We start from the raw sequence: 1726 nt of genomic DNA, 5'->3' as shown, positions 1-1726 counted from the left end.
GCGGTGCCCGGCTCCAAGGGCGGCTGGATCTCGATCCGAGACGCCGTGAAGAAGCCGCTGCCGAAGGAAGCGCCGAAGCCCGGCAAGTTCAAGGTCGCGGGCGAGCAGGCTGCGGAAGCGCCGGCCGAGCAGGAGGGCGCATAAATGGAATTGAAGGTCACCACGCTCGAGGGCAAGGAAGCCGGCTCCGTCCAGCTCTCCGACGCCATCTTCGGTCTCGAGCCGCGCCAGGACATCATCCAACGTTGCGTGCAGTGGCAGCTCAACAAGCGCCAGGCCGGCACGCACAAGGCCAAGGGCCGCGCTGAGATCTGGCGGACCGGCAAGAAGATGTACAAGCAGAAGGGCACCGGCGGTGCTCGTCACGGCTCGGCCCGCGTGCCGCAGTTCCGTGGCGGCGGCCGTGCCTTCGGACCGGTGGTGCGTTCGCACGCCACCGACCTGCCGAAGAAGGTGCGCGCGATGGCGCTCAAGCATGCCCTGTCGGCCAAGGCCAAGGATGGCAATCTGATCGTGCTGGAAACCGCGGTGCTGGAAGCCGCGAAGACCAAGGCGCTGCTCGGCCACTTCTCCGGTCTCGGGCTCACCAACGCGCTGATCATCGACGGTGCCGAGCTGCACTCCGGGTTCTCGAACGCGGCCCGCAACATTCCGAACATGGACGTGCTGCCGATTCAGGGCATCAACGTCTACGACATTCTCCGCCGGCAGAAGCTCGTTCTGACCAAGGCGGCGATCGATGCGCTGGAGGCGCGCTTCAAATGAAGAACATCGATCCGCGCCATTACGACATCATCGTTGCGCCGATCGTGACCGAGAAGGCCACGATTGCTTCCGAGCACAACAAGGTTCTGTTCAAGGTCGCCGCCAAGGCCACCAAGCCGCAGATCAAGGAAGCGATCGAGAAGCTGTTCGACGTCAAGGTCAAGAGCGTCAACACGCTCGTGCGCAAGGGCAAGACCAAGGTGTTCCGCGGCAATTTCGGTTCGCAGTCGGACATCAAGCGCGCGATCGTGACCCTCGAAGAGGGCCACCGCATCGACGTGACCACCGGACTGTAAGGCTTAATCGTCATGGCATTGAAGACATTCAACCCAACGACGCCGGGCCAGCGCCAGCTGGTCATGGTCGATCGTTCGGCCCTCTACAAGGGCAAGCCGGTCAAGGCTTTGACCGAAGGCAAGCTCGGCAGCGGCGGCCGCAACAACACCGGCCGCATCACCGTGCGTTTCCTCGGTGGCGGCCACAAGCAGTCGTACCGCATGGTCGATTTCAAGCGCGACAAGGTCGATTCTCCGGCCACCGTCGAGCGCTTGGAATATGATCCGAACCGCACCGCCTTCATCGCCCTGATCAAGTATCAGGACGGCGAGCTGGCCTACATCCTGGCGCCGCAGCGGCTGGCGGTCGGTGACACCATCGTCGCCGGCAACTATGTCGACGTGAAGCCCGGCAACGTCATGCCGCTCGGCAACATGCCGGTCGGCACGATCATCCACAACATCGAGGTCAAGATCGGGAAGGGTGGTCAGCTCGCGCGTTCGGCCGGAACCTACGCCCAGATCGTCGGCCGCGACCAGGACTACGTCATCGTGCGCCTGAATTCGGGCGAGCAGCGCCTGGTGCATGGACGTTGCCGCGGCACCATCGGTGCGGTCTCGAACCCGGACCACATGAACACCTCGATCGGCAAGGCCGGCCGCAAGCGTTGGATGGGCCGCAGGCC

At 64.0% G+C, this 1726-nt stretch carries 3 protein-coding genes and 1 pseudogene; all 4 read left to right on the top strand.

Annotation, left to right across the window (positions count from 1 at the left end):
* A pseudogene (locus tag WA702_RS24770) lies at positions 1 to 144 on the top strand (50S ribosomal protein L3); the annotation flags it as partial.
* Positions 145 to 765, top strand: a complete 621-nt coding sequence (rplD, locus tag WA702_RS24765) for a 50S ribosomal protein L4 (protein ID WP_425113179.1) — start codon at positions 145 to 147, stop codon at positions 763 to 765.
* On the top strand, positions 762 to 1061 hold the full coding sequence (locus WA702_RS24760) for a 50S ribosomal protein L23 (RefSeq protein WP_425113178.1): 300 nt from the start codon (positions 762 to 764) through the stop codon (positions 1059 to 1061). The genes rplD and WA702_RS24760 overlap by 4 nt, the downstream gene beginning before the upstream one ends.
* 12 nt (positions 1062 to 1073) lie before the next feature.
* On the top strand, positions 1074 to 1726 hold a 653-nt coding region (gene rplB / locus WA702_RS24755; RefSeq protein WP_425113177.1), incomplete at its 3' end, for a 50S ribosomal protein L2.

This window comes from Bradyrhizobium sp., from assembly GCF_049798375.1.
Taxonomy (GTDB): domain Bacteria; phylum Pseudomonadota; class Alphaproteobacteria; order Rhizobiales; family Xanthobacteraceae; genus Bradyrhizobium.
The sequence above is the reverse complement of the archived record's forward strand: the minus strand, read 5'-3'. Positions and strand labels throughout refer to the sequence as shown.

Coding starts and splice junctions, on each gene's coding strand:
- rplD (WP_425113179.1), top strand. CDS start 145: ATGGAATTGAAGGTCACCACGCTCGAGGGCAAGGAAGCCGGCTCCGTC.
- WA702_RS24760 (WP_425113178.1), top strand. CDS start 762: ATGAAGAACATCGATCCGCGCCATTACGACATCATCGTTGCGCCGATC.